We start from the raw sequence: 25,825 nt of genomic DNA, 5'->3' as shown, positions 1-25,825 counted from the left end.
CTTCAGCAACTAAATCAATGCATACGAAAAAGGAAGAGTTTCCTCCTCCTTTAATCATTACAAGGGTTATATTGAGACTTTTTCAGCAGTCTCGCAAATTTGCCGAGTTTTTATATTTTATCTTCAATGTATAGGTATCGAATTGATTTGGCAGATTTTCAAATTAACAATGCAGCAACCAAATAGAAAGCTATCGAAATAACTCCACCTATCAATGAAACCTTCAACTTATAACGTGCATACTCAACAATCTGTAAATCCAATATTGAAGCTGTGGTAATCGTGGTATCACCCAACGGTGAAGCTAATGCCCCAAATGCACCACTTGCAAATACAGCACCTACTGTTAACGGAATAGAGGCACCTGTAGAAACTGCTAATGAAACCCCCAGTGGCATAAACAATCCCCATGTTCCCCATGAAGACCCAATAAAATAGCCAACGACCGAACCGAGCAGAAAAATCGTGGCTGGTGTTAACCAAGCAGGTAAGAACGCCCCTAAGGTTGAACTAATGAAGGTGGAAAAACCAAGATCCTCCGCTGAAAGGGTTAGTGACCATATTAAAATCAACAAACTGATCGCTTCCATCATCTGATTGCCGCCATCATAGAAATGGTACAACAGTTCAGTTAGAGTTTGTCTTCTAATCATATAAAAAATTAATGACAAAACAAGCGTGATAAATACGGCTAACAGCATGACAAAGGTAGCGTCAGCAATGGAAAAAGCTTCGAAAACCGTTTCCGCTCCTTTCGAAGTACCATCCTGCCACAAGAGAAATAATGAAAATCCTAGTAGTAGAAAGACGGGAACAATCAAATTCCATGGTTGGGCTTTTACCAATGATAATTCTTTTTTAATCCCTATACGATGAAATTCATGCTCTTCCTCTTCCAGTTTTTCCTGCTCACCTTTGACGTTACTCGTTTTTTTAGCAGGGTTCCAAATGGTTTGGACGATGCCAATGACTAACGTGACAATCGCAAAAAAATTAAACAATATACTTAGCAAGAATATTTGGTAAGGCGACATATCTAAATCTAAATCTCGAATACTGCCCTCCACTAAGGAAACCATGAAACCAACAAAAGCAGTGGCAACGGGTAAAAGAACGATAACAGACTCTGTTGAAATGTCCATAGTTAGCCCGACTTTTCGCTTGGAGACGTTCATTTTTTTAGCAAGTGATTTCACGACAGGACCAATCATCATAATCCGAAACATTGGCATCATAAAGGTAAAAGGGAGAGTAAGCCAGATTAAGCCTAAGAGCCCGCGCTCACTTTTTATTTTGGTTCCGACCCATTCAGAAAACCCTTTAATTCCGCCAGAAATGTTCATCATCCCAACCAGACCGCCAAATAAATATAAAAATGCAATAATTTTAATATTCGTTTCATCTGACAAGGTGGTTACCATATAAGTAACAGTTTGTACTGTTCCATCTAATAAATCAGATGTGAAAATCAATGAACCTACAAGAAGACCCACTACTAATCCAGGTAAAATGTTTTTTAGCCAAATGGACATCCCAATGACGATAAGAAATGGTACTAGTGAAAGCCAGGTATGTTCCATTGTTCTTCCTCCCATAATTGAATATCATTATTGTTTCGTCTTCTCCTAATAAATACTCATGTAAATCACCGAAACGAAAATAGACAATCGCAAATAGATAATTTATAATATGTATTAATTATATATACTATAAATTATAGTTAAATGGAGGTAACCATGGATGTAATCGATTTTAAAAATATTCTTTGGCATAATACGAGAAAAATTAGTGAGAAAACTACTAGTTTAATTACCACTTTATGTGACCATCATGGGATAACCACACTACAGGGGAGGATACTAATAGAAATACAGCACCATGGTTCACATACTATTGGCAGCTTAGCGAAGCGATTAAATATTGCTGGAACAAATATCTCTACTATGTGCAAAAAGCTTGAAAGTAAAGGATTTATTGAACGGGTAAGAGAGGAAGCGGACGAGAGGGTTGTAAAGGTTGCTCTCTCAACGGAAGGTATTCATGTAGTTGAGGAGATGAATCAAGAACTTGTTGACAAAATTTTAGTTGGGATTAAAGGGGAGTCGGATCAGACCCTGAACGAAATTATTAATGGCCTCCAGAAATTGAATGAATTACTAGAGAAAATAAATTAGAACCTAAAGGAGAAATGCCGTATGTGGGAAGGAATTGTATCAACCTATGCCGCCATGTTAGATTGGCATATGTGGGCAGAGGTGCTGACCTCACCAAAATCATGGGGGTTAATACTTTCTTTAGCTGTCCTGGAATGTATTTTATCAGCAGATAATGCCCTAGTGTTGTCCGCTTTTGTTAAGCCATTACCAAAGGAGCAGCAGAAAAAGGCCTTGGTATATGGATTATGGGGAGCTTATTTATTCCGTTTTATTTTTATCGGATTAGGAACATTTTTAATTAAATTATGGTGGATAAAATTAATCGGTGCACTTTACTTGTTGTGGCTTGCCGTTAAATTCTTTAAAGACAAGCTGCTTCACAAGGAGGCAGGAGAAGAAGAACAAGTTCAACCAAAAGGCTGGCTTGTAAAAACATTTGGATTCTTCTGGGCAACCGTTATTAGTGTAGAGCTAATGGATTTAGCTTTCTCAGTCGATAGTATTCTGACCGCACTCGCAGTTTCAGACGAGGTTTGGGTGATTTTACTAGGCGGGATGATCGGGATATTGCTTATGCGTGGTGTCGCAACATTCTTCATCGTATTAATGGACAGGGTACCTGAACTTGAAACAACAGCCTACATTTTGATTACCTTTATTGCGATTAAAATGGGTTTGACCTTGGTAGATATCCATATTGCAAATGAAATATTTATTGGATTCTTGGTATTATCATTTGTGGTTACCTTTATTGTCCATTATATTCGTAAATCGAGAGCAGAAAAATATTCGCATTAATGTGAAAGAGCCCCTATTTTATCAAAGCGGCTACTGTAGGATACCCACTTGGTGGGTAGAATCTTTGTTCCTAAATAGCTAAGCGAATAATGATTATCGAACAAACGAGAGCAGGAACCTTTAAGTAAGGTTCCTGCTCTCGTGGGTATTCTCGAAATTTACTGACTCTGTCCTATCCTTAAACATGGTACATTTCATTTTCTAAAATAATCACTTGTTCATTGAAAGTGGTGTTACCAACCTGTTTGGTGTTTTCAACCAACCGATAAATAGTATCACAGCACTGCTTGGCACCCATCACCAGTAACGGTACACCTATAAAGTCTATGTGCAATCCTCTCGAAAATAATCCTCCAAGTGACATAGCAATTGGAACAGTAGGCGATGTATTGGAAAAAACTATTTTTTCATTTACATGAAATTTTTCAAGAAGCAATAAAGTCATTTCTTTCATTGCTGGGACAGCAAACTTGTTCCTTTTCCGTCCAATTGAATAAACAGAGTGACCATTTTCATCAGTCCCATGAAAAAAGAGTTTACCAAAATCCTTTTTGGTAAGTTGATTAAAATACTTTACATTTACTATTTCTTCGGTAGTTAATTTTCTCTCCGATTGAGGTAATTGTTTTAAATGATATGCGGCCGCCAAAGCAGTTGAATGAGTTCCAGCAAAATCATTATAAATATAAATCATAGTAAATCATCCCTTGTTTTTTAAATTCCAAAAAGACTACCCGAATTTTTTCAGGAGAATAACCGTTCATTCTTTTTTCTTATTTCTAAATGCAAGCAGCGTTGTCTTCAGTGAAGCATAAGAACCAACTGCAGCACTCCCATAAAACCAGCCCATAAAAAGGCCTGGAATAAAATGGTGGCGATGGCTGATAAAAATTGAAATGCTTAAGCCTAAAATTAGTGCAATGGTTGGAACATATTTTTTCTTAATTTTGAAAAATATTTTTATTAGTTGAGTAATCAACATTACGATTGGAACTGCAATAACAGCGTCCCAGAAATTTGTGTGTATTGTCGGGAAGTCCATTTTAATGCACCTACTTAAAGTAATCTGTGTAAATAAGTTATAACAATGTTAATATACACCAGTTACTATACTTTTAAACTTTAGGCGGTTGCAACTTATAAAAGAGATCAGAATAGATGGAAAAGAAATTTGCGATACTAGTTAAGACGATTATCATAAAGAGGTGTTCATTTGAAATTTCTGGTAATTGGTGCAATTATATTTGGTGCGACTGTTTTTTCCTTATTACCCATTTTATCTGCCTATTTTTTTCAACCAACGCTTAAAGATACCTTTAAATTTAATGTATATTTTCTTCCTCTTAGTTTTTTAGGTAACATTGTACTAACCTGGGGATTCATTCAGGGTAGTAAAACATTTGGAAATACGGTCATGCTAGGAGGCCTGCAAACGGGGATCTATGCTGTTCTTGTTACCATTTTATCTATTTTTGTTTTACAGCAGAAAATTTCCCTATATTCCATTGTTGGAATTTTTCTAATTGCAATCGGAACAATCCTTTTAAATAAATAACCTGTATTAGTTATAACAAAGCAAAGTCCCAAGACCTTTAAGGTCTTGGGACTTTGCTTAAGATTCAGGCTTTTGAAGGTTGTATTATTAAATTAAGCTAACACATTGTACTCCAGAATCTAGTGGTGTTAGTGGCAGAGTTTTGTTCGATGATGGAGTAGGCAGCATTCGTAATGGCTTGTGCTAATGTTTCACCCTTTGCGCGGATGTTATTAAAGCTAACTTCGGAGTCTCCAGAGGTTGAAAAAGTAAATCCGAAATTCTCTAATCTTTCAACGATCAGCATGGCATGTTCAAGATTTTGTTCTGGTTGAAACTCTGAATCATGAATGAAAATTCCTTTTTCATAATCAAACCAGCGGTCCCATCTATTTAACTTCCACCCAAGTATTCTTCTTGCAATTGAATCTGTTTTGTTCATAGTTCATTCCCCTTTCTATGTTATATAACAGAAATATTATTATTGATTATTATATAACACAAAATAGAAATCGACCACCATTTTCTAAAAATAATTGGATATTTTTTCAGGCTAAAAAATATAAAACCTTTCCTGTGATATGTTCAGCAACTGGCCATAGTTTTCATCCAATTTAAAACTCTAATTTAATAATCATTGACATCATTGTAGGCATTTTTTCATACTATATTTTTGGGGTGAGAATATGCCAAGAATAAATTATCGAAGTTCAGATGTTGATTTAATGGCAAGGATGATGAGAGCAGAGGCTGAAGGTGAAGGAAAACAGGGAATGTTAATGGTTGGAAATGTTATTGTTAATCGTGTTAAGGCAGAATGTTTAGACTTTAAAGATGTAAGAAACGTTAATGATGTCATTTTTCATGTACAAGGGGGAAATTTTTCTTTTGAAGCTGTTCAAAAAGGGAATGTATTTTATCAAAGAGCAAGAACGGCTGAAAAAAGATTAGCCAAGCAAAATTTGGATTATTGGCGAGAACATCCATCAAAATATTCCCTTTGGTATTTTAATCCTCATGCTCCATGTCCTCCAACATGGTACAGTCAACCTCATTCTGGTCAATTTAAACAGCATTGTTATTATGAACCAAAAGCTGGAACATGTGACAGTGTTTATAAAGGAGCTTAAGCTTACTCTTTGAGTAAGCTTCTTAATTTTGTTTCAGAATCTTCAATTTGTCCTCTTGTATGATACTATAATTCATTGTAAAATACAGGTAAAGAACAATGAATGACTATTCATTCATGTGGAAGAGAGGGAGAGAATTAACTGAGTAAGTGATATCAAAATACAGATTTGACAATCAAATAAAGGGGAAGGTGGAATAAGTAATGGCGGTTAAATCACTCATAAATATCCCTATGCTCAATCTTGAAACTGAGATGCAGCGGTGGAACACAATTTATAAAGTAGTAAGTGAACCAAAGCCTGAAATTGAGTCTACACCAAGAAAAGCAGTTTGGAAAAAAAATAAATCTGTTTTGTGGTATCACCCTGCTCAAGAAAAGAAATATAGCACTCCCTTGTTCTTGGTTTATTCCTTATTAAATAAGGCGTATATTCTCGACATCTCTGAGGAAGGTAGTGTCATTGGGAACCTTACAAAACAAGGGTACGATGTCTATTTGCTAGATTGGGGTTCCCCGGGATTGGAAGACAAGGATCTTACTTTAGATGACTACATTTTCGACTATCTGGAAGTTGCGGTAAAACGGGCAATAAGACATTCAGGTGCAACAGAAATATCTTTAGTAGGCTATTGTATTGGTGGAACACTATCCGCTATTCTGGCCTCATTTACGGATCTTCCAATCAAAAACCTTGTTCTAGCTGCAGTTCCGATCGACTACAGCGACGTCATTGTACCTGATAAATGGGTGAAAGCCATTCAAAAGGGGACACTTAATTTTGATAGGTTCGCAGATGCTTACGAAGTGATCCCATCTGAGTTTTTATATTTTATTTTTATGGCGCTGCAAGGATTTAATATTGGTCCAACAATAAACTTGGTCACCCGTGCCCATGATCAAAAATATGTAGATAAGTGGCGGAGAATGGATAAATGGATGAAAGACGCTGTAACATTTTCAGGGGCTGCATTTAAGCAAATGTTCAATGAATTATATAAGGAAAACAAGCTTGTGAAAGGTGAAATGAAGATAGGCGGTCAGAAGGTGGACTTAACCAACATTAGATGCAGTACATTGGTCATATCCTCAACTAGAGATGAATTAGTGTTAGAGTCACAAAGTCTTCCTGTCATGGACCTAATTTCAAGCGAAGATAAAACCTATCAACATGTGGAAGCAGGTCATGTTTCGTTATGCTTAACAGGTAAGTTTGCTTTTGCAATTGATCCTTGGTTGTCAGAACGTTCAGCTAGAGTAAAGTAATTGATTGGTAAAAAATAAGTTCAAATCATGATTTTATATAAATTTTAAAAAAAGAAATGCACTCACCAATGTTGGGATATCAACGTCGTGGGTGCATTTTGTTTTTTTGATGGATAATGCCCAAGTGTTTTTGTATACAATTGTAAATAAAATCCTACAATTCAAAATAATGATATATTGGAAAAGTATATTGACAACTTTATTAGCCTTCTGGTAGATTACTTTTAATAATGACTGTTTTCTTAACGATTGTTGTGAAAATCTTAATGCAGAATTTAACGTGGGAATAGTTATCAAAAAGCAACAAAGTTTAAGAAAACAGCCTTAATAATAGTCAATGACGAGAACTTAAGGGTGGTAACACGAGTACAAACTCGTCCCTATTTTAGGGGCGAGTTTTTTAATACAAAAAACAGCATGGTCCATCAGGTATCTCATCTACTAATCTCGAAAAATCATCTATTTTTTTTTCGAATCTGTTACGGAGGTTTATTAGTTTGAAAAATTTAATTGTCATCGTTGGTTCATTGATTGTAGCAGTTGGTTTTAATATCTTTCTAGTTCCATATGGGATTTTGAGTAGTGGAATAAGTGGTATTGCCATTTTGATTGGGTTAATCACACCGTTTGATATTGGTTTAATGAACCTAATACTCAATCTACCTTTGCTTATTTTGGGATACTTTAAGCTTGGTAAGTTGATTACGGTCAATACGCTGATTTGTGTTGTATCGCTTTCAGTTTTCTTATATTTTATACCGACAGTTCCTGTTACAGATAATATCTTGCTGTCGGCGATTTATGGTGGAATCATTGGTGGTATTGGAATAGGTATGATATTAAAATATTCAGGCACCTCTGGAGGTTTGGATATCATAGCGATTATCGTTTCACGCACTAGTAATGTAAGTGTTGGCCTTCTCCTGACGGCTATGAACGGCGTTATTGTTCTCATTTCTGGTGTTGCTTTCGATTCGAATATTGCATTATATACGCTGTTGTCCATCTATTTGACCGGTAAAATGATTGATACCATTCACACGAATCACATCAAACTAACGATGCAGATTGTTACTACAAAGGGAGAATTAATACGAAAGGATTTATTAGAATCAATCTATCGAGGTATCACCATCACTGAAGGTTTTGGCGGCTATACAAAGGAAACAAAACAAATATTAATGATGGTAGTTACACGGTACGAGACGATGCAAATTAAAAAAATTGTCCGTAGCCATGATGAAAAAGCCTTTATTAATATATATGAAACTGTTGAAGTCGATGGTGAATTCGCTAAAAATTAGGAGGCTGCTAAGAAAAGTTCAGGTATTTAGAAAATACTACTTTTTAACATCGCTAATTTAAGGAATAATGGTACAAATTAAGAAAGGGCGGGTGATAAAATGGCTGGCAGGAAAGTTACGGTAATTGGCAGTATTAACATGGATTTAGTAACCAGCACCAACCAAATTCCTAAGGTTGGTGAAACCGTATTAGGTCATTCTTTTCATACGATACCTGGTGGTAAAGGTGCAAATCAAGCGGTCGCTGCAGCCCGCCTTGGTGCAGATGTAACGATGATTGGGGCTGTGGGAGATGATTCATTTGGTGAAATACTAGTGGATCATTTAACAACTCAAGGAATAAATACAGAACATATCTCGAAAATTAAGGAGACATCAACTGGAGTTGCTACGATTGTAGTATCGGATGGGGATAACAGTATTATTGTCGTTTCTGGCGCAAATAACGATATAACTCCGGAGGTAATCGAAAAACATGAAGATAAAATCTTAAATAGCCATATCCTTTTATTACAATTAGAGATTCCCCTAGAGAGTGTAATTAGAACTGCAGAGCTTGCGAAAAAGCATGGGGTCCTAACGATATTAAATCCGGCACCTATTCAAAAGCTTCCTAAGGAATTATTAGAGATGGTGGATTATCTGACACCAAATGAACATGAACAAGCACTGTTGTTTGCTTCATTAGACGGGACAGAACAAGATATAGAAAAATTGAAAGAAAAGTGTGTAGTAACAAAAGGTTCCAAAGGAGTTACGATATATAAAAGCGGAAAAGAAATAGAAATTCCAAGCATCGAGGTTGAGGCTGTGGATACAACAGGTGCAGGCGATTCATTTAATGGTGCATTGGCAGTTGCTTTGTCTGATGGGGTGGAAGTTGAAGATGCCTGCAGGTTTGCCAATGTTATTGGGGCAATCTCCGTTACGAAGCTTGGGGCACAAAGTGGTATGCCGACCAAAAAGGAAGTTGAGGAATTTTTACAAGTACATAAAATGGGGTGAAGATGAATGAAGCCAGTTATATTGGATGTGGATACCGGTATTGACGATGCATTGGCGATTGCCTATGCTTTGAACTCTCCAGAGTTAGAGGTCATTGGTTTGACGACATGCTTTGGGAATGGACCAATAGAATATACCACCCGTAATACACTAGTTGTTTTAGAGAAGCTTGGAAGAATGGTTCCTGTCTATGCAGGAGCAGGTAATCCTCTGAAACGGGCTCGAAAAAAGTTCCCCACACATGTCCACGGTGAAGATGGTCTGGGCAATAAATTTGATCGACCTCCTGCCAGGGAAGCAGAGTCAGAAGGGGCAGTGGATTATCTGATTCGCCAGGTTAAACAGCGCCCGAACGAAATGACGATTATTGCAGTGGGGCCGCTTACCAATCTAGCACTAGCTGTTGAAATGGAGCCTGAAATAGCCTCTCTTATAAAAGAGGTAGTCATCATGGGCGGGGCCGTTTTTACATCAGGTAATGTCACACCGTATAGCGAAGCAAACATAATAACCGATCCTGAAGCTGCATCTATTGTGTTTTCTTCCGGACTGACGGTAACGATTGTGGGACTCGATGTTACTATGAAAACACTATTGCCAAGTGCAAATTTAAATGAGTGGCGGGCAATAGGTACGGAGGCTACTCACTTTTTTGCAGATATAACCAGTTTTTATATGCAATCATATGAAACGTTCCACCCAGGTATTGGCGGATGTGCCCTGCATGACCCGTTGGCTGTAGGAGTCGTGATAGACCCAAGTTTCGTTAAGAAAGAAAAATGGAATGTACAAGTTGTACTAGAAGGAGAAGAGGCGGGGAGAACAATCGCGAACGCTGAAGGTGAACCGAAAATTCAAGTCTGCACTAAAGTAGAAGCAGAAAAATTCTTAAACCATTTTCTAGATCGAATTTTTTGATAGACAAATTTTCCCCCTCATTTAACTATGTATGTTTACAAAAATAGTAATAACGAAATAAATGATTCTTTTTCACTTAACAAAGTTTCCTATACCTCTTGAAAATATGAAATAATTCTAGTGCTTGTCCCGATCAATTAGAGCATTAGAGCGGCTTTAATTGGATGGTGTCTGGCACTTTTTTGCTAAGATGGTTATAATTATTTGGATATATAGTTTTATGGGGGATGTGCAAAAAATGGATTTCGAAATAGTTATGCAGGAATTGGAAGCGCTCGGTAAGGAACGAATCAAAAAGACATACATAAGCAATGGAGCACACGAGCCGCTTTTTGGTGTGGCAACTGGCGTAATGAAGCCGATTGCAAAGAAAATCAAGCTAAATCAGCCATTGGCAGAGCAGCTATACTCCACAGGGAACTACGATGCTATGTATTTTGCTGGCATCATTGCGGATCCAATGGCAATGTCTGAAGAGGATTTTGAACGTTGGATAGATGCAGCTTATTTTTATATGCTGAGCGATTATGTGGTTGCTGTAACATTGGCGGAAACCGATATTGCCCAAGTGGTTGCCGATAAATGGATTGCAAGCGGTGAAGAACTTAAAATGTCGGCAGGCTGGAGCTGTTACTGTTGGCTAATGGGTAACCGTCCTGACGCTGAATTTAGTGTAAGCAAGATGGACCTTATGCTTGATCAGGTGGAAAAAACCATTCATAATTCTCCGGAACGAACAAAATCTGCGATGAATAATTTTATTTACACCGTCGGGATTTCTTATTTGCCACTCCATGATAAGGCGGTTGAAACTGCTAAGGCAGTTGGACCGGTCGAAATGAAGCGTGGCAAGAAAAAAAGCAGTATATTACATGCCTCTGAAAATATTCAAAAGGAAATAGATAGAGGGAAGCTTGGTTTCAAACGCAAATATGTAAGGTGTTAGTATTGATTTCATAAAAAAAAGAAAACATATATGTTTTAGGAGCAAGGGAAATTGAAAAAGCACCAGACACCATCCATAAATTAGAAGAGTTTGGTGCTTTTTTGTCAGTGGCAAATTGAAAGTTATCTTGACTCAAATCGTCCAAGAAAACCCATCCTACATCTTTCTGTTATAATGGTAAATAACTCAAAATTACATCAGAGATGGAGACATTATGAATTACATAAGTAACATGCTTTTAGATTTAGAAATGGATCCTACTATTGCAAAGTATCTATCAATCGTCATCATGATTTTTTTCATAGCGACTATCTGTATAATAGCGAATTTTATCACGAAAAAGGTCGTATTCAGAGTTATCTCGCATATTGTGCGAAGTAACAAATTCACGTGGGATGATATGCTTTTGGAACGCCGTGTTTTTCATAACATGTCCCATTTTGTTCCTGCCATCATTATTTATTATTTTGCATCCACCTTTCCAAGCTATCAGAATTTGATTGAAAAGGGCGCCATTGCCTATTTAATCATTATGGGATTAATCGTTATAAACAGCGTATTAAATGCGGTTAATGATATTTACCAAACCTTTGAAATATCTAAAATCAGGCCAATAAAAGGGTATATCCAGGTAGTCAATATCTTTTTCATTACCCTTGGTATCATCTTGGTAATCGCAAACCTGATTGGCAAAAGTCCGCTTATTTTTCTAAGTGGAATAGGTGCGCTATCTGCCGTAATTTTGTTGGTTTTTAAAGATTCGTTATTAGGACTTGTTGCAGGGATTCAGTTGACTGCCAATGATATGGTTCGGATGGGTGACTGGATTGAAATGCCTAAATATGGGGCTGATGGAAACATTGTTGATATTTCTTTAAATACAGTAAAGGTGCAAAACTTTGATAAAACGATAACGACGATTCCAAGCTATGCCCTCATATCTGATTCCTTTATCAATTGGAGAGGGATGCAAACCTCTGGAGGGCGCCGGATTAAGCGATCTTTATTTATCGACACCACTAGTATTATTTTTTGTACCGATGAGATGATTGAAAAATTTAAAAATATCCACTATCTTTCAGACCATATAATCGATCGAGAACGAGAAATTGCCGAGTTCAATGCCAGGCATGAAATAAACCGAAACAATCCGGTGAACGGAAGGGCCCTCACGAATATCGGTGTTTTTCGGGCGTACATCAGCAATTATCTTTTACATCATCCGGGAATCAATCAGGAAATGACCTTAATGGTTAGACAGTTAGCACCAACTGAGCACGGGCTGCCAGTAGAAATCTATGCTTTTTCAAATGATATTAGATGGGCAGTATACGAAACGGTACAAGCTGATATCTTTGACCATCTCTTTGCCGTCGTACAGGAGTTTGAGCTGCGATTATTCCAGAATCCATCTGGAAATGATTTGAAAGCCGTTGTGGAGGAATCACGAAAGGTTTCTATGGTTAGGGAAGTGGAGCATTAAAATATTGATATGATAATAATATCTACGAAAAACGCCAGTACCTACTATGAAAATGGAAGGTACTGGCGCTTTTTTCTTTTGAGCAAATTTATTTTTTTACTAAATATTTTTCACCAAGCACTTCATTTACTTCGAAAGTACCAGCTGTTAATTCTTTTTCAACAAAAGCTTGAAGGCCGGATTGTTCGACATCATACATGACTTCAATTTCTTTTGAGAATAGGAGTTTTTCTGTAGCAAGCAAATTAGAAAGTGAAGGTTGTTGCATTGGTTTTGGTTCTTCTTCATTTAGGACTTTTGATAATCCATTAACATAGTTTTCTAACGGACGGCTGCCGACAATTTTCACACCTTTATTTTCTTCATTTATCATGATAATGGTTGGAAAACCTCTGGCACCAAGTTTTCTTGCAAGTGCGAAGTCTTCATTTAATAAAAGATGTCCAGTTTGCTCTTCCGCTTCTTTTACAATCGATTCTCCATCAAGCCCAAGACTAGTTACAATTTCTGTCATAACGGATTTTTCAGCAATATTTTGATTAAAGGCAAATAGGGCTTCTCTTGCACGACGTAAATATTCAAATGCTTTTTCATCATTATGATTTTTTTGAATCACTTTATATACGCGAGAAGGAGGGAAGGATGACTGAACAGGATTGTCAATCATAAGTGATCCGTCGATTGGCATGCGCGAATATTCCCCAACTTCTCTCCAATGACCAGCGACATCTGCAGGTTTAAATATTCCGTTTGCAGGATCAATTGGTCCATCATGCCATTTTTCTAGTAATCCACCCATCACGGTATGAAAATTGAAATAATGTCCGTATTGTTTTTCAAAACGGCGAAGAGTAGGTTCAAGCGCCCAGCAATGGGAACAGATTGGATCGGTTACATAGTATAGGTCTATTTTTTTCTTTGTTGGATTCAAGTCAATGATCTCCATTTCTTCCTCTCCAGCTACACCACACACACCTGTTTCTAAATCACAAATCATATTTTTATTGGTTGTCATATACTTTCCCTCACTTTTCTGAAGTTTATAATTATATGTTTCAGTTAAATGAAGCCTTATTGTTGCTCCACAATTATATTTTAGTACATAATGAAAGCAAACCACACCAATAGTTGATTGGATATGTTGTTTATCCAACACATTTACATATTTGTTTAAAAAGTCGGAGGGAAATTAATATGAATGAAACAAAGACAGATCCTCGAGTGCTTCGTACGCGTAAATTAATTATGGATTCTTTTATTGAACTTTCGGATAAAAAGGAGTTTAAGGATATAACGGTTAAGGATATTACCACAGAGGCAATGATAAATCGTGCCACTTTTTATTATCATTTTCAGGATATATACGATTTATTAGAGAAGGTGTTATCAGAGGTATTATTAATTAATTTGAATTCTGATATCTACCAAGAAAGCGTATTGAGCGAAGCAACGTTTGTTCGTATTTTTAAAGCGATCACGAACTTTCAAAAATCTTTATCTAACCGCTGCCATCGGGGTTACGAAGATACGATAGCCCGCATCATTAGAGAACAGCTTGAATTGATCTTTTACAAAATGCTGGTAAAACAACATTCAACGCATGATGAGAAAGCACTAAGGGTTACGGCGGTTATGTTAAGCTGGGGAATCTACGGGGCATCTGTAGAATGGAGAAGAAAAAGTCAGACAATTGATCCGGAGGAATTTATACTATCAGCCATTCCTTATATTATGAATGGGATTTAGAAGGAAGCTGCCGTTTAGGCAGCTTTACTTTTTTAAAGATAAGAAAGTATAAATTTTTGAACTTAGTTTACTGTCCAGCTCCAGCACCCTAGCGGCTAGTGTCCTTCGCTCTCCGCCCTACGATAAGTCAACATCGAATCGCCTTCGGCTCTTCGTGTTTCCTTTATCTCGGTTGGAGCGCTCCAGGCCATACGCCGCTGACCAGGGCGCTTGCGCTTTTCTTGTTAGACTGGCACTTTTTTTATCGGTACATTTTTTTATTCCATGTTGGTTTAAAGGAAAAAGTGGCTTGTTCTTTATGCACTATGTTTTTCTTGTTTCCTTTGAATTTTTTTATATGCTAGATTTGCAGAGGAGAGGATTACTAGACCTAAAATACTTATACTGAAAAAGAACCCTAATCCAGATAAATAGGTAACAGCAAAGTAAACGGCAGCAAATCCAAAAATCATAAATAGACTTGGCACTGGGCTAGAGATTGTAATGAGAAGTGCATTTTTCAAATGAGTTCCTAATGATTGATCAAATTCAACGTATGAAGCCAATGTATAGCAAATGATCAGAAAATAAATACAACTCATAATGATGCTTGAATAAAAAAGAAAAGTTGATATCTCATTAGGAGTAAAGTGTAAAAAATTAATATTCATATACAAAATTAAACCGATTACTACGATCATAAAACCTAATTTATTACTTTTGAAGAACTCCTTTTTATAATAGTGCCAAAAAGTTTGGAACACGGGTGGATGGTTTTTTCGAATAAACTGTCTTAATGTTGCTAACATTGCAATTGTAGCTGGAAAAATTCCAAAAATCACAAATCCAGTTAGAGTAAAAAGAATCCATAAAAGGTTAATATATGCGAGCCTTGCTATCCAATCACAAAAGGTGTAAACAGCGTTTGAAAATGAACCTAATTGCATGGTGCTCCCCCCTTATCAATAAATATATCATGCACATAAGGAGTAAGTTTCTTTTTTTATGATAAAGTAAAAATTTTATCTAAAAAGTAAAAATCAAACTTGAAATACGTAGGGTATCTCCCGAATCTTACTGAGAAATTAGAAATACAATGAACTAGTAAAAATTTTCCCAATAATGTAAAAATACAATATTGTTGAAAGCGATTTCAAAAACTATACTAAAGCTACAATAAAGAAGAAGGGGTGACAAACTTGAATAGCGAAGTAAAAGTTGAAACAAATGCTGTACATACAGCTAAAAGTAAAGTACCAAAGAAAACAAAGAGAAGTACTCCTTTTAGTGGTTGGAATGAGAATTTAGCAGGGTATGCATTTATAGGACCAATGTTTATTGGGACTTCTATATTAGTATTATTTCCAATTCTATCTTCATTTGTTTTAAGTTTTACCGATTGGAATTTTGTAGCTGGCTATGAAAATGCTAAATTTGTAGGATTGGGAAATTTCTCAAAATTACTTACCAATGCATTATTCCTTAAAGGATTAGTAAATAATGTACTCTTAATTTTAGCAGTACCGATTACTTTACTTATATCTCTAGCATTGGCTGTGATTATTAACAAATATGTTTATTTGAAAGATCTGTTTAAAGTGATCTATTTTATGCCGTTTATTTCGAGCATTGTAGCGGTTGCAGTTGTCTTTCAGGTGCTGTTTCATCCAACGAAAGGTCCTATTAACCAATTACTCTTGAAGCTGGGAGTTGAAAACCCACCTGGTTGGATAGCAGACGTAACCTTTGCGTTACCATCTGTAATGTTAATTATGGTTTGGACCGGAATTGGCTTTAATTTAATCATTTACTTGGCGGGTTTGCAGAACATTCCGAAAGAATTATATGAAGCAGCACAAATGGATGGTGCATCTGCTTGGTCTCAATTTAGAAAGATTACGATTCCATTAGTGTCCCCGACCACTTTCTTATTGTTTGTTACTGGTGTTATTTCAAGCTTTAAAGTATTTGATTTAATCATCGTTTTAACGAATGGTGGACCGGCAAATTCAACGATCACCCCAGTTGTTTATTTGTATCAGCAAGCATTTATTGAATTAAAAACAGGCTATGCTTCTGCTATTTCATTGGTTATGTTTGTGATTATCTTATTCATTACCTATATTCAATTTATTGGGCAGAAAAAATGGGTGAATTATTAATAAGAAAGGAGCAGTGCAAATGGTAGCAAGATTAGATATAAGAAAATTAATCATGACCGTCATTATGGTTTTAATAGGAATTGCTTTTCTAATGCCATTTTTATGGATGATCTCTGCTTCTTTTAAAGTAGAAGAAGATGTATTAACTTTTCCAATTCAATGGATTCCTCAAAACTGGAATGTGGTTGAAAATTATAAAGAAGTTTGGACCGGTTCCATGCCATTTCTTCTATTATATTGGAATTCTATTAAGGTAACGGTTCTAACGACATTGGTTTCTTGTACGATATCCTGTTTAGCGGCATATGGATTTGCCAAAATAAATTTTAAAGGAAGAGAGTTCATCTTTTTAATCGTCTTGGCCACGTTCATGATTCCACCCCAAACGCTCCTAGTTACTCAATTTCTGTTATATAGGTGGCTAGGACTTTATGATACGCACACGGGTCTTATTCTATTAAATAGTTTCAGTGTATTTGGGACGTTTATGCTGCGCCAATTCTATCTTGGAATTAGTAATGAAATAATCGAATCAGCAAGAATCGATGGAGCAGGTCATTTAAGAATTTTCACTTCCATTGCTTTACCATTAGTAAGGCCAGCGATTGCAACCTATGCTATATTACGTTTTATTTGGACTTGGAATGACTTCCAAAATCCATTAATCTTCCTAAGATCAAAAGAATTATTTACGATTCAACTTGGCGTACAAAGTTTTTCGGATCAACATGGCAGCGTTTACACATTAATGATGGCTGCATCTGTTTCCGCCATTTTACCTTTACTGATTATCTTCATTATCGGACAGAAAAACGTCATTGAAGGGATACAGCTTGGTGGAGTGAAAGGTTGAAAACAGTATGTACTCCCTCTATTTATTTTGAGAGAGTTAATATACAACTAAAAATAAGGGGGAAATATGATGTTGAAAAGATGGGGGTCATTGTTACTAGTTGGACTTTTTGCAATCTTTATGTTGGTTGCTTGTTCCGGAAACGATAAGGCTTCAACAGATGAAGAAAAACCTGATACATCTAAGGAAGAAGTTACCTTAAAATTTGTCCATTGGATCAATGAGGATGTTGGAAAATGGGAAAGTGTCATTGCAAAATACGAAGCAGAACATCCAGGAGTAAAAGTGGAATCCATCCCACTGGTTGAAAATATGAACACTCAGGATTATTTCAAACAGTTAGATTTAATGGCCTCTGCGGGTGATGATATGGATTTAATTTTGTTCAACCAACCTCAAGAGCTAGCAAAACGAATTGGTGCAGGACTTGTAGAACCCATCACTAAATTTACTAAAGCAGAAGGCATGGATATTAATAAAGTATACAATAATAGCTATCCAGCTTTTAATGGAGAGTATTACGGCTTGCCAATGAAAAATATCACACTGCTTGTTATGCTTAATAAAGCACATCTTGATGCAGCTGGCTTAAAGATTCCGACTGAATGGACATGGGATGACTATACGGATTACGCTAAAAAGCTGACGACAGACAAGCATTATGGATCGTATTTACACTCATGGCATTTCTTCCATTCAAATTTAAAACTAATGGGTAAAGCAAAGGATAATTTAATATTAAACGAGGATGGAACATCAAATGCAACTGATCCTACGTTACGCGCATCATTAGAACTACGAAATCAATTAGAAAATGTAGATAAGTCATCTGTTCCATTTACTGAAATATTATCGCAAAAACTAGATTATCGGCAGCAATTCTTTAGTCAATCCGCATCTATGGTTCCTACTGGTAGCTTTATGATTAGTGAATGGGGTCAATTTACACCTGAATTTGAAATCGCTTGGGCACCATGGCCGAAAACAAAGGCAAGCGATGAAGCATTTGCACCAATGAGTGGAGATTTAATTACCATCGCTAAAAGCTCAAAACATAAGCAAGAGTCATATGAATTCATGCGTTGGTTGACTACAGAAGGTATTGTAGACCAAGGAATCTTTACACCGGCATGGAAGGAAGCAGATATGAGCAAATCGTTAGAAGCAGTGGTAAATGGAACCAAAAAACCTGACGCTATTCATATCGAATCATTGAAGAATGCTCTTACCTCCGTTAAGCCTATCGAAGTCATTGCTCCACCAGCTTATATTAATGAAGCATGGGGCGAATTTGGTGCAGAGGTAGAATTATATCTCCTTGGTGAACAGGATCTTGATAAAACGATGAAAAACATCGAAAAAAGAGTACAAGCGGTAGTTGATGCTAATAAATAATTAGAATATTCATGCTATAATAGAGAGAAAACAAATGTTTTCTCTCTATTATTATTTTCTTTGGCTGTGTTAAAGGTAAATGTTGATTTTATGACTATGTTGATTTTTGCGGAAGGCGCGAGACTCCTGCAGGAGGACGGGACAGGGGAGACCCCGCAGGCGCTTTAGCGCCGAGGAGGCTTCCCGAACCGCCTGCGGAAAGCGAAGCGCCTGGAGCACAAATCAACAGCCTAGTTTAACAAAGCCTTTTCTTTAAATGTTGGAAGCGGTGATGATCAGTGAGGTTTTTATGGAAGAAAATATCTCAAATGTCACTAAGAATGAGATTAATCGTATCAGTCATTCTTTGTATTTTATTTCCGTGGGTTAGTACGTATATCGTATCAGACTATTTTACAAAAGATGTATTAGAACAACGTGCAGCAACACAATCAGAGGATGATTTAAGGATGTTAGAATTAGGGATAAAAAGTATGTTAGATGATATGATGTATACTTCAAATTATATTCAATTTGATACCAACATGAATCAGTTACTAAAAACGCATAAGTTAATTGATGCAAATTCCGCTAACGTAAAACAAAAAATAGCCCTTAATTATATACATATATCGAATGAATTGTCTGGAATTACTGATTTATTAATGCCTATGTATATTACCATTTTGTTTAAAAATGACTTGTATTACACCAATTATTCTCAAATAGATTTTAATCCTTTACAATTTAAAGAAAAACCATGGTTTGAAAAATTGGACCACTTAAATTTTTACCAATCCTATTGGCTTGGCGCCCACCCAACCTACATCCAATCTGAAAAAAATACTTACCCCTATCTCATTACCATTGGTAGAAGGTTATTTGACCAATAACAAAGGTGAAATCTATTCAAGCTTGAGTACAGATAGAGTAGGAACGATTTTACCATATAACGTGACAAACGCTGATTACCAAATTGTTGACTACGATGATGAGAAGCATTTATTGGTTTCCTATCCAGTGTCCTATTCGAGTTGGAGATTGGTCAGCCTTGTGCCATATAAAGACACAATTGGATCGATCAATATGGTAACGAGATCAACGATTTTAATTCAAGGTGGATTTTTAGTTCTATTTTTACTTGGATTGATCGTGCTTGTCCGTGAATTTACAAAACCGATTACAAGATTACACTATGTCACAAAAGCTATAAAACAGGGTGACTTAACAGCAAGGATACATCTTTCAGGAAATAATGACGTCGCTCAGTTAGGCCACTCCTTTAATCATATGTTGGATACGATCGAAGAAATGATTGAACAGATTAAAATTAAGGAAGAAGCGAAACGAAATGCTGAATTAGACATGCTTCAAGCACAAATTAACCCGCATTTTTTATTTAACGTCTTAAATGCGATTCGCTTAAAAATAAAAATGGAGGGAGATACAGGTAGTGCATCACTCATATATTCTTTGTCCGCACTCCTCCGAATGACGATCAATCGTAATAATGCTTTTATTCCCTTAGAAGAAGAGTTAACAACTGTAAAGCATTACGTAGATTTAATGAACTTCCGTCACCGCCATGATGTAGATTTGGAAATCGATGTGAACGAAGCTGCTTCTAGTTTTGAAGTACCAAGATTTTTCTTACAACCAATTATTGAGAACGCAATCATTCATGGGAATAACAATAGTAAAGAAACGATTAAAATAATGGCCAATGAATTTAGTAATAAGTACTTGGAAATCATCATTACAGACAATGGTAAGGGTATGGACAAGCTCACATTAGAACAATTGCAAATGAAAGTTTTTCAGGCAAATAATAATGTCTATGTAAAAAATAATCAATCGTTAAACGGTATAGGAGTGCAGAACGTCTACCAAAGAATGAAATTAATTTATGGAGACGCATTTCAATTGTGGATAGAAAGTATTGATGGTGAAGGAACAACGTTAACGGTTCAAATTCCTGTCAATAAGAGGTGAGTAGGTTGTATGAAGTAGTTTTGGTAGATGATGATGTAATCGTGATTGAATTTTTGATGAAAGTTATTCCATGGCAGGAATATGGCTACCAAGTAGTCGCAAGCTTTCAAGATAGTAATGAGGCATTAGCGTTTATGCGAGAAAACCCTTATGATGTATTGATTACTGATATTGGCATGCCAAAACTAAATGGAATAGAATTAATCGAGCAATTGAAAAAATCGAAAATCAACTCCTATAATATCATCCTTTCTTGTCATGATGAATTTACCTTTGCACAGCAAGCTATAAAGTTAGAAGCATATGATTATATTTTAAAAGAATCGATGGAAGAAACGAATATCATAGCTTTACTAGAAAGATTAAAAAATAAGTTGGACCAAGAACAGTATAAAAATAATCAGTACGTAAATGTCACCAAGTTTTTAGAAAGGACTAATAGAAATGAAGACGTTTTAAAAGCACAAATATATGTTCAAACCCATCTTGGCGAAAAGATTTCTCTGACAGAAATAGCTGCCCATTTACATTTAAATTCAAGTTATTTCAGTAGGATGTACAAGAAAGAAACAGGAGAAGGTTTTGTAGAATATGTTACAAGAGTAAAAATGGAGAGAGCAATAGAATTATTAGATCATACGAATAAGTCAGTTGAACAGATTGCATATGAGTTAGGATTTGAAAGTAAGAGCTATTTTTTAAAAACATTTAAACGGTTTTATGGGTTATCGCCAAAATCATATAAAGATAAAGATAAAGTATCCATTAATTTTACAACTAATTAGCTAAACAATTATAATACATTTGGATGTAATCTATTACTATTAATTAATAAATGGAGAGAACTAGAATGAATACAAGAGACAAATGGAATATTAAACATCTTGATAGGATTAACCAGCTCGAAAAACCTGAACCTAATCCGAGGTTAAAGAAACTGCTGGCGTATCTGAAGGAAGGGGGCAAAGCACTGGATATTGCTTGCGGCCTTGGCGGGAACAGTATGTTGCTTGCTCAGACGGATTATCAGGTGGAGGCAATGGATATTTCGGATGTAGCGATTAATTATATTCAAACGCAGGCAGCCAAAGAGAATCTTTCTATTGAACCACGGGTAACTGACCTTACGACAGTGGATACCGAAGATTGGCAGAATGCTCTCTATAACATAATGGTTATTACCTATTACCTTGACCGCGCATTATTCCCAGTTGTAAAGAACAGCATTAAAGAGGGCGGGTATTTTTTCATGGAAACCTACTATCAATCGCCAGAGACTGAGGGTCAGGGTATATCCGAACAATACAAACTCCGGTCAAATGAACTGTTAGAGGAATTTAGGGATTGGAAAGTTATTTATTTTGAAGAAAATGAACTAGAAGGATGGCAATCGATATTTTGTCAGAAACGGTATAATTGATAAATCACAGGAACGATTGAAAAGAGAGTTCCGAGATGGAAAAGATCGAAAAATAAATGAGTATTTCATATTTTGGTTATTAAAGCAGGAGGTATAAGAATGTCAATTATAGATATTACTGTTATTCCGGTTGGGACAGGCACACCAAGTGTCAGCGAGTATGTAGCTGAAATACAAAAAGTTCTTCAACAGTATGAAGGAAGGGTTAAATATCAGTTAACTCCAATGAGTACACTAATTGAAGGTGAGTTAACATTATTACTGAAAATTGTACAGGAACTTCATGAAGTACCATTTCAAAAAGGGTTACAGAGAGTTTGTACAAACATTCGAATCGATGATAGGCGTGACAAAGAAAATACAATGGCGAGAAAGTTACAGTCCGTACAGGCAAAATTATAGTTAATCTATGGTTATATTATAGGAACGAATAAATCAGTTTTGTATAATAATATTATGTAAACAAAATAAATTAACCAACCAATATAAACGATTTAAGGAGTGTTTCAGCGGTATTTAAAACAACCGCTGAAACATTCCTTTTTATTATTCAGTTTCCTTGTTCAACAAGCATGTTCCATTCAAATGGTTAAAATCTTCGAACTGTAACATAAAAAAATAAAAATAAGATATCTTGGAATAATATTACACAAACAAACCATTTTTACATAAAGGAGTTTTTATTTGGCAATTGTAGAATTAGTTCATAGAAATTCCATTGTCTGCATTACATTAAAAGCATTTGATAGGGGTATTAAACGGTGAATTTACATCATTTAACGATGCAGCTAATTACAGGTTTCTTAGTCCTGTTTATTATTATTAAGTTTATTGGCAAGAAGGTAATTAATCAAATTACCCCCTTCACCTATATTGCATCGATTGTGTTAGGTGAGTTGCTAGGTAACGCCTTGTACAATGATAAAGTGGGAGTTTTCTATATTGTCTACACGATGAGTATATGGGGATTATTACTGTTTACGGTTGAGTTTCTCGAAAGAAAATTTTTATTTTTCAGTGGTCTCTTTTCGGGCAAACCTTCTGCTCTTATTAAAAATGGAGTGATTGATCGGAAAGAATTAAAGAAAAATCGGATGAATATAAATCAATTACAGAGCTTGCTTCGGCAAAGAGAAACCTTTTCCGTTCGGGAAGTGGCATTTTGCTATTTAGAGTCAAATGGTTCGATTAGTATATTAAAGAAACCGCAGTATCAAAAAACAACGTTAGAAGACTTTAATCTTCAAGGAAAGCCCGCCTATGTTCCAGTCACCCTTATTCGGGATGGTAAGGTTCTATGGGATGAAATAAAAGATCTTGGTTTTGATGAATCATGGTTAAAGAAGCAGCTACAAATGCAAAATGTATCTAATTATAAACATGTTTTTTTAGCAGAATGGTTAGAGGGCGATGGAATATTTGTTCAGACTTTTCCATCAAATTAAATTTTAACAGATGTATTCAATAAACATTATTAAATCCCTGTGGGAGAGTAAATCCAAGAACAAAGAGGATTGTTTAATAAGAAGATATACAAGGATTCTAAAATAACCATTAAATTTTTCTTAAATGAATCATAGAAGGTAAATGGTCCATAGTTGAAATTTTGTACTTGGAAAAAATCTAATTTTATTGTAAAATAGGGGAAATCAAAAGATTCCAAAAATTAAAATGTTAAAAACACAATGATAGGGAGTATTAAGGAATATTTATTGCCTAGAGAGCTGTCGGCTGGTGAAAGACAGTCAATAAATTCCCCAACTCGCCCAGGAGTGGTAAGGCTGAAATGTAGGTCTTAACGGTTGACCACCGTCATCAAGTCTCAAAGTGGATTCGGTTATTTTGATACGAATCAAAAAGAGTGGTACCACGTAGGTAAAGCCTATCGTCTCTTATGAGATGATTGGCTTTTTTTATTTTTTTGTTACTTAATAGAAAAGGTGGTTATTAAAATGAGAAATATTGAGAAGTATTCTAGAGGATATTTTATGCCCCCAGCCAAAAGTTTGAAATGGACAGAGAAGGAGTATATTACTGAAGCTCCTACCTGGTGTAGTGTCGACCTAAGAGATGGAAATCAAGCATTAGTCGTACCGATGAACCTCGTGGAAAAATTAGAATACTTTCAGCTGCTTTTGGAAGTAGGTTTCAAGGAAATAGAAGTTGGCTTTCCTGCAGCTTCGGAAACAGAATATACTTTTTTACGGACCTTGATTGAACAGGATTTGATTCCAGACGACGTAACGGTGCAAGTGTTAACGCAATCGAGAGATCATATTATTGAAAAAACATTTGAAGCGTTAAAAGGTGTGAACAATGCTGTGGTGCATCTTTATAATTCGACTTCCGTGGCACAGCGTGAGCAGGTTTTTAAAATGACTAATGAAGAAATTATCGATATAGCGGTAAGCGGTGCAAAATTGCTTAAAAAATATGCAGAAGAGACGGAGGGGAACTTCCAGTTTCAGTATTCACCTGAAAGCTTTACAGGTACAGAAATGGAATTTGCTCTTGATATATGTAACAGGGTACTTGATATTTGGCAGCCAACTCCTGAGAACAAGGTAATTATTAACCTTCCAGCTACCGTTTCCATGTCCATGCCTCACGTCTACGCAAGTCAAATTGAGTTTATGAGTGATCACCTAGATTACCGGGACAATGTGATCCTGTCACTCCATCCGCATAATGACAGAGGAACGGGAGTGGCTGATGCAGAACTTGGAATGCTAGCGGGAGCGCAGAGAGTAGAAGGAACTCTGTTTGGAAACGGAGAAAGAACGGGTAATGTAGATATTGTAACGCTTGCAATAAACATGTATTCCCATGGGGTAAACCCACAACTTAATTTTGAAAATATCCGTGAGATTATTTCTAAGTATGAAAAATTAACAAGAATGAGGGTTCATGAAAGACATCCATATGGTGGCGAACTCGTCTTTACTGCATTCTCTGGCTCCCACCAGGATGCGATTGCCAAGGGGATGAAATGGCGTGAGGAAGAGGAGCGACAGTATTGGAATGTCCCATATCTATTGATTGATCCTAAGGATATCGGCAGAGAATATGAAGGAGACATCATCCGTATAAATAGCCAGTCTGGTAAAGGGGGAATTGGTTATATTTTGGAACAAAACTATGGGCTTGATTTACCTGCGAAGATGCGTGAAAACTTCGGTTATAAAGTGAAAGATGAATCAGACCGTTTACACAAGGAGCTTATGCCAAATGAAATTTTTGACATATTCAATAAAGCATATGTAAATATCAATCTCCCTGTTAAGTTTATCAATTACCGCTATACTCAAAATGACCATTATCAAACGATTGTATCCATTATGATGGATAATGAAGTTCTTGAGATTACAGGTGAAGGGAATGGAAGACTTGACGCCATCAGCAATGCTCTTCAAACCAAACTCGGGATCCGTTACAAAGATTTAGTCTATAAGGAGCATGCTCTAGAAATTGGATCAGGATCAAATGCTGTGTCTTATGTGGGGATTACTGATTTGAATGGTACTGTTTATTGGGGCTGTGGGATTGACGCTGATATCATGACTTCTTCTGTAAAAGCGCTGTTTAGCGCTGTAAACAACATGATATCCAACTCCCAACTACAAAATGAAAGAAATCTTATTCAAAGATAAAGAGCAGGGAATTAAACAACAAAAAATGTTTCAAACGATTTTTTTTCTCTTAAGAAAATATCATCATTCAGAAATGGCTATTTTCGACAGCAAGAGTTCTATACTAATTG

27 protein-coding genes and 1 other annotated feature are annotated in these 25,825 nt (G+C 36.1%); of the genes, 21 read left to right on the top strand and 6 right to left on the bottom strand.

Going from position 1 to position 25,825, the window contains the following annotated elements; all coding sequences use genetic code 11:
- Positions 1-158: 158 nt before the first annotated feature.
- Complete coding sequence (locus BLR86_RS18675; RefSeq protein WP_090764911.1) at positions 159-1,580, bottom strand: Na+/H+ antiporter NhaC family protein; 1,422 nt, start codon at positions 1,578-1,580, stop codon at positions 159-161.
- Positions 1,581-1,736: 156 nt separating this feature from the next.
- Between BLR86_RS18675 and BLR86_RS18670 the strand changes: the two genes are divergently transcribed.
- Both BLR86_RS18670 and BLR86_RS18665 read left to right on the top strand, forming a co-directional pair.
- A complete protein-coding gene (locus BLR86_RS18670) occupies positions 1,737-2,174 on the top strand; it encodes a MarR family winged helix-turn-helix transcriptional regulator (RefSeq protein ID WP_175492958.1) in 438 nt (145 codons plus the stop codon).
- Positions 2,175-2,195: 21 nt separating this feature from the next.
- The gene (locus tag BLR86_RS18665) at positions 2,196-2,954 is read left to right on the top strand and encodes a TerC family protein (RefSeq protein ID WP_090764905.1); all 759 of its coding nucleotides are present in this window, start codon (positions 2,196-2,198) and stop codon (positions 2,952-2,954) included.
- A gap of 178 nt (positions 2,955-3,132) precedes the next feature.
- Here the strand turns inward: BLR86_RS18665 and BLR86_RS18660 are convergent, their stop codons facing one another.
- Together BLR86_RS18660 and BLR86_RS18655 are read right to left on the bottom strand one after the other, a co-directional pair.
- Positions 3,133-3,648 carry a DUF3189 family protein gene (locus BLR86_RS18660; RefSeq protein ID WP_090764902.1) on the bottom strand — a complete coding sequence of 172 codons (516 nt, stop codon included), beginning with the start codon at positions 3,646-3,648 and terminating at the stop codon, positions 3,133-3,135.
- A gap of 66 nt (positions 3,649-3,714) precedes the next feature.
- Positions 3,715-3,996 (bottom strand): hypothetical protein, encoded by a 282-nt coding sequence (locus tag BLR86_RS18655; RefSeq protein ID WP_090764900.1) that lies wholly within the window; start codon positions 3,994-3,996, stop codon positions 3,715-3,717.
- Between the two features lie 171 nt (positions 3,997-4,167).
- On the opposite strand from BLR86_RS18655, the gene BLR86_RS18650 reads away from it, so the two are divergent.
- Positions 4,168-4,509, top strand: coding sequence for a hypothetical protein (locus BLR86_RS18650; protein WP_090764897.1), 342 nt, complete (start codon positions 4,168-4,170; stop codon positions 4,507-4,509).
- A 97-nt stretch (positions 4,510-4,606) separates the two neighbouring features.
- On the opposite strand, the gene BLR86_RS18645 is transcribed toward BLR86_RS18650, so the two are convergent.
- The gene (locus BLR86_RS18645; protein ID WP_090764895.1) at positions 4,607-4,930 is read right to left on the bottom strand and encodes a BC1872 family protein; all 324 of its coding nucleotides are present in this window, start codon (positions 4,928-4,930) and stop codon (positions 4,607-4,609) included.
- Between the two features lie 244 nt (positions 4,931-5,174).
- On the opposite strand from BLR86_RS18645, the gene BLR86_RS18640 reads away from it, so the two are divergent.
- The 7 genes from BLR86_RS18640 to BLR86_RS18610 all read left to right on the top strand — a co-directional run bounded on the left by BLR86_RS18640 (position 5,175) and on the right by BLR86_RS18610 (position 12,539).
- The gene (locus BLR86_RS18640; RefSeq protein WP_090764893.1) at positions 5,175-5,618 is read left to right on the top strand and encodes a cell wall hydrolase; all 444 of its coding nucleotides are present in this window, start codon (positions 5,175-5,177) and stop codon (positions 5,616-5,618) included.
- Between the two features lie 203 nt (positions 5,619-5,821).
- On the top strand, positions 5,822-6,883 hold the full coding sequence (locus tag BLR86_RS18635; RefSeq protein WP_090764891.1) for an alpha/beta fold hydrolase: 1,062 nt from the start codon (positions 5,822-5,824) through the stop codon (positions 6,881-6,883).
- A gap of 497 nt (positions 6,884-7,380) precedes the next feature.
- Positions 7,381-8,187, top strand: a complete 807-nt coding sequence (locus tag BLR86_RS18630; protein WP_090764889.1) for a YitT family protein — start codon at positions 7,381-7,383, stop codon at positions 8,185-8,187.
- 99 nt (positions 8,188-8,286) lie between these two features.
- Positions 8,287-9,192, top strand: coding sequence for a ribokinase (rbsK, locus tag BLR86_RS18625; protein ID WP_090764886.1), 906 nt, complete (start codon positions 8,287-8,289; stop codon positions 9,190-9,192).
- A 6-nt stretch (positions 9,193-9,198) separates the two neighbouring features.
- A complete protein-coding gene (locus tag BLR86_RS18620) occupies positions 9,199-10,110 on the top strand; it encodes a nucleoside hydrolase (protein ID WP_090764883.1) in 912 nt (303 codons plus the stop codon).
- A 238-nt stretch (positions 10,111-10,348) separates the two neighbouring features.
- Positions 10,349-11,056 carry a DNA alkylation repair protein gene (locus BLR86_RS18615; RefSeq protein WP_090764880.1) on the top strand — a complete coding sequence of 236 codons (708 nt, stop codon included), beginning with the start codon at positions 10,349-10,351 and terminating at the stop codon, positions 11,054-11,056.
- Positions 11,057-11,270: 214 nt separating this feature from the next.
- The gene (locus BLR86_RS18610; protein WP_090764877.1) at positions 11,271-12,539 is read left to right on the top strand and encodes a mechanosensitive ion channel family protein; all 1,269 of its coding nucleotides are present in this window, start codon (positions 11,271-11,273) and stop codon (positions 12,537-12,539) included.
- Between the two features lie 88 nt (positions 12,540-12,627).
- Here the strand turns inward: BLR86_RS18610 and BLR86_RS18605 are convergent, their stop codons facing one another.
- The gene (locus BLR86_RS18605) at positions 12,628-13,554 is read right to left on the bottom strand and encodes a DsbA family protein (RefSeq protein ID WP_090764874.1); all 927 of its coding nucleotides are present in this window, start codon (positions 13,552-13,554) and stop codon (positions 12,628-12,630) included.
- Between the two features lie 179 nt (positions 13,555-13,733).
- On the opposite strand from BLR86_RS18605, the gene BLR86_RS18600 reads away from it, so the two are divergent.
- Positions 13,734-14,285 (top strand): TetR/AcrR family transcriptional regulator, encoded by a 552-nt coding sequence (locus BLR86_RS18600; RefSeq protein ID WP_090764872.1) that lies wholly within the window; start codon positions 13,734-13,736, stop codon positions 14,283-14,285.
- Between the two features lie 296 nt (positions 14,286-14,581).
- Here the strand turns inward: BLR86_RS18600 and BLR86_RS18595 are convergent, their stop codons facing one another.
- Positions 14,582-15,211 carry a YesL family protein gene (locus BLR86_RS18595; RefSeq protein ID WP_090764869.1) on the bottom strand — a complete coding sequence of 210 codons (630 nt, stop codon included), beginning with the start codon at positions 15,209-15,211 and terminating at the stop codon, positions 14,582-14,584.
- A gap of 252 nt (positions 15,212-15,463) precedes the next feature.
- Between BLR86_RS18595 and BLR86_RS18590 the strand changes: the two genes are divergently transcribed.
- From BLR86_RS18590 to BLR86_RS18545, 10 genes are all read left to right on the top strand, one after another.
- Positions 15,464-16,426: a carbohydrate ABC transporter permease gene (locus tag BLR86_RS18590; protein WP_090764866.1), complete on the top strand. Its 963-nt coding sequence runs from the start codon at positions 15,464-15,466 to the stop codon at positions 16,424-16,426.
- A 19-nt stretch (positions 16,427-16,445) separates the two neighbouring features.
- Positions 16,446-17,279 carry a carbohydrate ABC transporter permease gene (locus tag BLR86_RS18585; RefSeq protein WP_090764863.1) on the top strand — a complete coding sequence of 278 codons (834 nt, stop codon included), beginning with the start codon at positions 16,446-16,448 and terminating at the stop codon, positions 17,277-17,279.
- 66 nt (positions 17,280-17,345) lie between these two features.
- On the top strand, positions 17,346-18,674 hold the full coding sequence (locus BLR86_RS18580) for an ABC transporter substrate-binding protein (protein WP_090764861.1): 1,329 nt from the start codon (positions 17,346-17,348) through the stop codon (positions 18,672-18,674).
- A 320-nt stretch (positions 18,675-18,994) separates the two neighbouring features.
- Positions 18,995-19,546, top strand: coding sequence for a hypothetical protein (locus tag BLR86_RS18575; protein ID WP_139185656.1), 552 nt, complete (start codon positions 18,995-18,997; stop codon positions 19,544-19,546).
- Between the two features lie 22 nt (positions 19,547-19,568).
- Positions 19,569-20,645, top strand: coding sequence for a sensor histidine kinase (locus BLR86_RS18570; protein ID WP_139185654.1), 1,077 nt, complete (start codon positions 19,569-19,571; stop codon positions 20,643-20,645).
- Positions 20,642-21,430, top strand: coding sequence for a response regulator transcription factor (locus tag BLR86_RS18565; protein ID WP_217642401.1), 789 nt, complete (start codon positions 20,642-20,644; stop codon positions 21,428-21,430). The genes BLR86_RS18570 and BLR86_RS18565 overlap by 4 nt, the downstream gene beginning before the upstream one ends.
- A gap of 65 nt (positions 21,431-21,495) precedes the next feature.
- On the top strand, positions 21,496-22,065 hold the full coding sequence (locus tag BLR86_RS18560) for a class I SAM-dependent methyltransferase (RefSeq protein ID WP_175492956.1): 570 nt from the start codon (positions 21,496-21,498) through the stop codon (positions 22,063-22,065).
- A gap of 99 nt (positions 22,066-22,164) precedes the next feature.
- Positions 22,165-22,467, top strand: a complete 303-nt coding sequence (locus BLR86_RS18555; RefSeq protein WP_090764850.1) for an MTH1187 family thiamine-binding protein — start codon at positions 22,165-22,167, stop codon at positions 22,465-22,467.
- 359 nt (positions 22,468-22,826) lie between these two features.
- Positions 22,827-23,510 carry a DUF421 domain-containing protein gene (locus BLR86_RS18550; protein ID WP_090764845.1) on the top strand — a complete coding sequence of 228 codons (684 nt, stop codon included), beginning with the start codon at positions 22,827-22,829 and terminating at the stop codon, positions 23,508-23,510.
- 231 nt (positions 23,511-23,741) lie between these two features.
- Positions 23,742-23,961, top strand: a binding site (T-box leader).
- A 56-nt stretch (positions 23,962-24,017) separates the two neighbouring features.
- Positions 24,018-25,715, top strand: coding sequence for a 2-isopropylmalate synthase (locus tag BLR86_RS18545; protein ID WP_090764842.1), 1,698 nt, complete (start codon positions 24,018-24,020; stop codon positions 25,713-25,715).
- Positions 25,716-25,825: the final 110 nt, after the last annotated feature.

The organism is Bacillus sp. OK048, from assembly GCF_900103525.1.
GTDB lineage: Bacteria > Bacillota > Bacilli > Bacillales > Cytobacillaceae > Neobacillus.
This window is presented reverse-complemented; position numbering and strand designations above follow the sequence as displayed.

What these genes read in the sequence shown, in the direction of transcription:
- BLR86_RS18675 (WP_090764911.1), bottom strand. Translation starts at nt 1,580, where the DNA reads ATGGAACATACCTGGCTTTCACTAGTACCATTTCTTATCGTCATTGGG.
- BLR86_RS18670 (WP_175492958.1), top strand. Translation starts at nt 1,737, where the DNA reads ATGGATGTAATCGATTTTAAAAATATTCTTTGGCATAATACGAGAAAA.
- BLR86_RS18665 (WP_090764905.1), top strand. Translation starts at nt 2,196, where the DNA reads ATGTGGGAAGGAATTGTATCAACCTATGCCGCCATGTTAGATTGGCAT.
- BLR86_RS18660 (WP_090764902.1), bottom strand. Translation starts at nt 3,648, where the DNA reads ATGATTTATATTTATAATGATTTTGCTGGAACTCATTCAACTGCTTTG.
- BLR86_RS18655 (WP_090764900.1), bottom strand. Translation starts at nt 3,996, where the DNA reads ATGGACTTCCCGACAATACACACAAATTTCTGGGACGCTGTTATTGCA.
- BLR86_RS18645 (WP_090764895.1), bottom strand. Translation starts at nt 4,930, where the DNA reads ATGAACAAAACAGATTCAATTGCAAGAAGAATACTTGGGTGGAAGTTA.
- BLR86_RS18640 (WP_090764893.1), top strand. Translation starts at nt 5,175, where the DNA reads ATGCCAAGAATAAATTATCGAAGTTCAGATGTTGATTTAATGGCAAGG.
- BLR86_RS18635 (WP_090764891.1), top strand. Translation starts at nt 5,822, where the DNA reads ATGGCGGTTAAATCACTCATAAATATCCCTATGCTCAATCTTGAAACT.
- rbsK (WP_090764886.1), top strand. Translation starts at nt 8,287, where the DNA reads ATGGCTGGCAGGAAAGTTACGGTAATTGGCAGTATTAACATGGATTTA.
- BLR86_RS18620 (WP_090764883.1), top strand. Translation starts at nt 9,199, where the DNA reads ATGAAGCCAGTTATATTGGATGTGGATACCGGTATTGACGATGCATTG.
- BLR86_RS18615 (WP_090764880.1), top strand. Translation starts at nt 10,349, where the DNA reads ATGGATTTCGAAATAGTTATGCAGGAATTGGAAGCGCTCGGTAAGGAA.
- BLR86_RS18610 (WP_090764877.1), top strand. Translation starts at nt 11,271, where the DNA reads ATGAATTACATAAGTAACATGCTTTTAGATTTAGAAATGGATCCTACT.
- BLR86_RS18605 (WP_090764874.1), bottom strand. Translation starts at nt 13,554, where the DNA reads ATGACAACCAATAAAAATATGATTTGTGATTTAGAAACAGGTGTGTGT.
- BLR86_RS18600 (WP_090764872.1), top strand. Translation starts at nt 13,734, where the DNA reads ATGAATGAAACAAAGACAGATCCTCGAGTGCTTCGTACGCGTAAATTA.
- BLR86_RS18595 (WP_090764869.1), bottom strand. Translation starts at nt 15,211, where the DNA reads ATGCAATTAGGTTCATTTTCAAACGCTGTTTACACCTTTTGTGATTGG.
- BLR86_RS18585 (WP_090764863.1), top strand. Translation starts at nt 16,446, where the DNA reads ATGGTAGCAAGATTAGATATAAGAAAATTAATCATGACCGTCATTATG.
- BLR86_RS18580 (WP_090764861.1), top strand. Translation starts at nt 17,346, where the DNA reads ATGATGTTGAAAAGATGGGGGTCATTGTTACTAGTTGGACTTTTTGCA.
- BLR86_RS18575 (WP_139185656.1), top strand. Translation starts at nt 18,995, where the DNA reads ATGAGATTAATCGTATCAGTCATTCTTTGTATTTTATTTCCGTGGGTT.
- BLR86_RS18560 (WP_175492956.1), top strand. Translation starts at nt 21,496, where the DNA reads ATGAATACAAGAGACAAATGGAATATTAAACATCTTGATAGGATTAAC.
- BLR86_RS18555 (WP_090764850.1), top strand. Translation starts at nt 22,165, where the DNA reads ATGTCAATTATAGATATTACTGTTATTCCGGTTGGGACAGGCACACCA.
- BLR86_RS18545 (WP_090764842.1), top strand. Translation starts at nt 24,018, where the DNA reads ATGAGAAATATTGAGAAGTATTCTAGAGGATATTTTATGCCCCCAGCC.